Here is a 574-nt window from a genome sequence, read left to right on the forward strand (position 1 = left end):
TAGGCGTATTGTGTCTAGAGAGGGAAATGTACAGTTCAAAATCCCCGCAAATGCGGGGTTTTTTATTATCTGGAGGGCGTATTTTATGACATCAGAAAATACACATCAGGCTCCACAACCCATTAAAAAGCGTATACCACCAAAGGCAGGTCAAGGGCGTGTCAAAGGCGTTCCGAATAAGATGACGCGCATTTTAAAAGAAGCAGTGGTTAAGGCTGCTGAGAATGCTGGGAATAAAATTGGCAATGATGGTTTGATCTCCTATTTGGAAAAGCAGGCTATGGAATGCCCCGCTGCTTATTTAGCGTTGCTTGGTAAGGTGTTGCCTTTACAGGTAACAGGTGAAGATGGGGGAGCCATTAAGATCATAACGCGTGTAGAAATTGCTCCTTTAACAATGAATGACGACAAGACAGATTAAGATTGTACCAAAACTTATCCCTATTTTTGATGGGGATGCTTTGGTACGAGCGGCGTGGGGTGGACGAGGGTCTGGAAAGACAAGATCATTTGCCTTGATGGCTGCTTTAAAAGGCTATCAATTTGGTATGCAGGGGATATCGGGGACCATTCT

At 44.3% G+C, this 574-nt stretch carries 1 protein-coding gene and 1 pseudogene; both read left to right on the forward strand.

Annotation, left to right across the window (positions count from 1 at the left end; translation table 11 throughout):
* Positions 1-85: 85 nt before the first annotated feature.
* Positions 86-421, forward strand: coding sequence for a hypothetical protein (locus tag ACFIL3_RS11090; protein WP_375612628.1), 336 nt, complete (start codon positions 86-88; stop codon positions 419-421).
* A pseudogene (locus ACFIL3_RS11095) lies at positions 402-574 on the forward strand (PBSX family phage terminase large subunit); the annotation flags it as partial. The gene ACFIL3_RS11090 and the pseudogene ACFIL3_RS11095, both read left to right, overlap by 20 nt.

This window comes from Bartonella sp. CE47NXGY (assembly GCF_042195415.1).
GTDB lineage: Bacteria > Pseudomonadota > Alphaproteobacteria > Rhizobiales > Rhizobiaceae > Bartonella.